At 65.5% G+C, this 4,082-nt stretch carries 5 protein-coding genes; 1 reads left to right on the top strand and 4 read right to left on the bottom strand.

The annotated features are described in order from the left end of the window. Positions 1-1,089, top strand: a 1,089-nt coding sequence (gene trmFO / locus ACKODO_RS15190) for a methylenetetrahydrofolate--tRNA-(uracil(54)-C(5))-methyltransferase (FADH(2)-oxidizing) TrmFO (RefSeq protein WP_408984290.1), incomplete at its 5' end; no start/stop codon positions are given. 19 nt (positions 1,090-1,108) lie between these two features. Here the strand turns inward: trmFO and ACKODO_RS15185 are convergent. From ACKODO_RS15185 to ACKODO_RS15170, 4 genes are all read right to left on the bottom strand, one after another. Then, the gene (locus ACKODO_RS15185) at positions 1,109-2,014 is read right to left on the bottom strand and encodes a phytoene/squalene synthase family protein (protein ID WP_408984289.1); all 906 of its coding nucleotides are present in this window, start codon (positions 2,012-2,014) and stop codon (positions 1,109-1,111) included. Between the two features lie 90 nt (positions 2,015-2,104). Continuing rightward, on the bottom strand, positions 2,105-2,491 hold the full coding sequence (locus tag ACKODO_RS15180; protein ID WP_408984288.1) for an Mth938-like domain-containing protein: 387 nt from the start codon (positions 2,489-2,491) through the stop codon (positions 2,105-2,107). Continuing rightward, positions 2,488-3,438: a protein translocase subunit SecF gene (gene secF / locus ACKODO_RS15175; RefSeq protein ID WP_408984287.1), complete on the bottom strand. Its 951-nt coding sequence runs from the start codon at positions 3,436-3,438 to the stop codon at positions 2,488-2,490. Before secF ends, ACKODO_RS15180 begins: the two co-directional genes overlap by 4 nt. A gap of 47 nt (positions 3,439-3,485) precedes the next feature. Then, a partial coding sequence (locus ACKODO_RS15170; protein ID WP_408984286.1) for a SecD/SecF family protein translocase subunit occupies positions 3,486-4,082 on the bottom strand: 597 nt, incomplete at its 5' end.

Here is a 4,082-nt window from a genome sequence, read left to right as displayed (position 1 = left end):
CCGCTGGTGACCATCGCGCGAGGCGAGATGGCCGGCCTTCCGCCGGAAGAATGGGACAACGTGATCATCGCGACCGGACCCCTCACTTCCCCCGCACTCGCGGAGGGCATTCGCGGGCTGACGGGCGAAACCTCGCTCGCTTTCTTCGATGCCATCGCGCCGATCGTGCATCGCGAGAGCGTGGATATGGAGACGGCCTGGTTCCAGTCGCGTTACGACAAGGCTGGCCCCGGCGGTACGGGCGCGGATTATCTCAATTGCCCGATGGACAAGGAGCATTACCACGCTTTCGTGGAAGCCCTGCTCGCGGCGGAGAAGACCGAGTTCAAGGAATGGGAGAAGGATACGCCCTATTTCGATGGCTGCCTGCCCATCGAGGTGATGGCCGAGCGCGGCGTCGAAACCCTTCGCCACGGGCCGATGAAGCCGGTTGGGCTCACCAACCCGCATGAGCCGACCGTGAAACCCTATGCCATCGTGCAGCTGCGGCAGGATAACAGGCTCGGCACCTTGTTCAACATGGTCGGCTTCCAGACCAAGCTGAAACATGGCGAGCAGGGCCGCATCTTCCGGATGATTCCCGGCCTCGAAAATGCGGAATTCGCCCGCCTCGGCGGCATTCACCGCAACACCTATCTCAATTCGCCGCGCCTGCTTGATGGCCGACTGCGCCTGAAGATGCGCAGGAGCCTGCGCTTCGCAGGGCAGATCACCGGCTGCGAGGGCTATGTGGAAAGCGCGGCGGTGGGCCTGTTGGCCGGGCTTTTCGCGAGCCGGGAACGGTTGGGGCGCGAACTCGCCCTGCCGCCTTCCACAACGGCACTCGGCGCCTTGCTCAATCACATCACCGGCGGGCATATCGAGACCATCGATGCCGGCCCGCGCTCCTACCAGCCGATGAACATCAATTTCGGCCTGTTTCCACCGGTCACCGAGGCGCCGCGCGACGAGAATGGCAAGCGCCTCCGCGGCTCGGAGAAAGCGCATGCGCGCAAGCGGATGATCACCGCGCGGGCGAAGCAGGATCTCGCGGGCTGGATCGCGGCGCAGGGGCTGCGCCCCGCCGCCCTCCCCGCCGCGGCCGAGTGATCAACCCGCGACCGAGTGATCAACCCGCGCGGCGCGAGAGCCATGCGCCGCGCGCGATGTGCCAGAGGCGGCCGAGCGGACTCAACCCGATGTAACTCTCGAAGGGGTCGTAATCCGGCCGCTCCATCTGCCGCAGCAAGGGCTCGCAGAGCGTGACGGGATAGAAGGCCGGCGCGATTGCCGGGTGGATCTCGCGGATGCTCGCGCGCAGGGTCAAGAGATGGCCGCGGGCGCGTTCGCGCATGGCGGCAAGTGCTGCGCGCAGGCGTTCGCTGTCCTTGCCCTCGAAGATTTCCTCATGTGTCACGCCACAGGCGATCAGCACCTCATGCGGCACATAGCATTGCTGGCGCCGGGCATGGATGGGGAAGGCGCGCAGCAGACCCGTGATCGCGTAGGTCACGCCCGCCTGCCCGCACAACGCCGCCGAGCCCGGCTCCTCGCCGCCCGCGAGAATGATCGAGGCGAGGCGGATCAGCGCTGATGAGGTTTCCCCGCAATAGCCCTCGAGGTCGAGCCAGGTCGGCATCGGGTCATCATAGAGGTCGAAACTGCGAGCCTCGATCAGGTTAAGGAAAGGCTCCGGCGGCAGGCGGAAACGTCTCATGGTATCCAGCAGGGCCGCCGCGACCGGGTGCGACCGCGCAGCCTCGCCGGCTGCGCAGGAGAGCGCCTCCCGCCACCATTGATGACGGATCTCGCCGGGAATCGCCTCACTCACGATGTCGCGCACGCGGGCGATCTCGCAGTTGAAGGCATAGAGCGCGAAAAGCGGCGGGCGCGAGGGAGCCGGGGCGAAAAGGATCGCAGCATAGCGATCGGGATCTTCGGCGCGCACCACCGCACGGCAGGCTTCGAAGGCCGAAGCGAGTGGCGCCGTCTCGATCTCCGCAATCGGCTGGTGATGGCGACTGGCGATCGTCATTTCGCGAACTTTCCCCTTGGTCCCATATGGTGCCAGCGCGGGAAAGGAAAAGAGCGGAAGATTGCTCTGACGCGAAATCCGCCCGGAGGCTCAGGCCATGCGCATGAGCAAGGCAGCCACGCGCCGGTTTTCGGCCAGAAGCACGTTATAGGTGCGGGCGGCCGCAGGCGTATCCATGAATTCGGGCCGGAAACCGGCTTCGCGGAGGCGATCCGCCAGCGGGCCGATGGGCAGCACGGCCTTCCGGCCCGAGCCGATGATCAGCAGTTCGATCGCCTCTTGTTCTGCACGGAGGGGGGCGAGATCGGCGTCACGGACCTGCGCCAGATCATCCACCGGCCAGGCCCGGATGCCGGAGGGCAAGGCGAGGATCGAGCCGGGATGCGCCATGCCCGCGAAGCGGAAACCATCCGCGCCATAGCCCTCGATGGGGTGTCGGCCCGGCGCGAAACCCGGGGCGGGCGCGAGCCTGGTCATCGGGCCGGTGCAGGCGTGGTCTTGTCCGCCGGCTTCTCGGAGCCGACACCTTCGCCGACGCGCACGCCGAGATAGATCAGGATGGGCGCCGCCACGAAGATCGAGGAATAGGTGCCGATGAGCACGCCGAAGAGCAGCGCGATGCAGAAGCCCCAGATCGCGTCACCCCCGAAGATCGACAATGCGATCAGCGCGAGAATGGTCGTGACCGAGGTGATGACCGTGCGCGGCAGGGTCGAGTTCATCGACAGGTCGAGAAGCTCGAAGAGCTTGATCTTCTTGTATTTGCGCAGCAATTCGCGCACGCGATCATAAACGACGACCGTGTCGTTCAGCGAGTAGCCGATGATGGTGAGGATCGCCGCGATCGAGGTCTGGTCGAACTGGATCTGCGTCACGGCGAAGAAGCCGATGGTCAGCACGAGATCGTGCATGGTCGCGATCACGGCCCCCACCGCGAACTGCCACTCATAGCGGAACCACAGATAGATGAGGATCGTGAGGATGGCCAGCAGCACGCCAATCGTGCCGTTCTGCACGAGTTCCTGGCTCACGCGCGGGCCCACAACCTCAACCTTGCGGAAGTCATAATCCTTCTCGAAGGCCTGCCGCAGCTTCACCACCACCTCGGCCTGCGCGCGATCACCGCCATCCTGCAGGCCGACGCGCAGGAGCACCTCGCGCGGGCCACCGAATTCCTGCACCTCGACATCCCCGAAGCCGAGCCTGTTCGCTTCCTCACGGATCAGCGCGACATTGGCGCGATCACCCCGGGCTTGCAACTCCACCACCGTGCCCCCCTTGAAGTCGATGCCGACATTGAGGCCGAGCCAGAGGAAGGCCACCACCGAAACGATGGAGGCGATCGCCGAGAACGGGAAGCTGAAGCGCCGGAAGCGCATGAAGCCGAATTTGGTGTTGTCGGGGACAATGCGCAGAAGTTTCATCGGGCAAGAACCTGTCTGGAGCCGAGGGAGGGTGGCGGAAGGCCTCCTCAGATCGGCACCACCTTGGGTTTGAACCAGCGATACCACGCCGCAACCATGATGCGGGTGAGCGTGAACGCGGTGAAGATCGTCGTGAGAATGCCGAGGCAGAGCGTGACCGCGAATCCCTTGATGGAGCCCGTTCCCACGAGATAGAGGATCGCGCCGGCGAGAAAGGTCGTGATGTTCGCATCGAGAATCGTCGCGAGCGCCCGCGTGAACCCGGCATCGAGCGCCAAAGCCGCGCCGCGTCCCGCCGCCTGCTCCTCGCGGATGCGCTCGTAGATCAGCACGTTGGAATCAACCGCCATCGCGAGCGTCAGCACGATGCCGGCAATGCCCGGCAGCGTCAGCGTCGAGCCGAGCGCCGACATCAGCGCGAAGATCAGCATCACGTTCGCGACGAGCGCGATGAGCGCGATGACGCCGAACACGCCGTAGGTCGCGATCGAGAAGACCACGATCGCGCCGGCCGAGACCATGGAGGCGAGTGTGGCGGCGGCAATCGAATCCCTGCCCAGGCCGGGGCCGACCGTGCGTTCCTCGACGAGCGTGAAGGAGGCCGGCAGCGCGCCGGAGCGCAGCAGGATCGCGAGACGGTTGGC

The sequence above is a fragment of the Rhabdaerophilum sp. genome (assembly GCF_046092605.1).
In the GTDB taxonomy this organism is placed as follows: Bacteria; Pseudomonadota; Alphaproteobacteria; order Rhizobiales; family Beijerinckiaceae; genus Rhabdaerophilum.
This window is presented reverse-complemented; position numbering and strand designations above follow the sequence as displayed.

Coding starts and splice junctions, on each gene's coding strand:
- ACKODO_RS15185 (WP_408984289.1), bottom strand. CDS start 2,014: ATGACGATCGCCAGTCGCCATCACCAGCCGATTGCGGAGATCGAGACG.
- secF (WP_408984287.1), bottom strand. CDS start 3,438: ATGAAACTTCTGCGCATTGTCCCCGACAACACCAAATTCGGCTTCATG.
- ACKODO_RS15180 (WP_408984288.1), bottom strand. CDS start 2,491: ATGACCAGGCTCGCGCCCGCCCCGGGTTTCGCGCCGGGCCGACACCCC.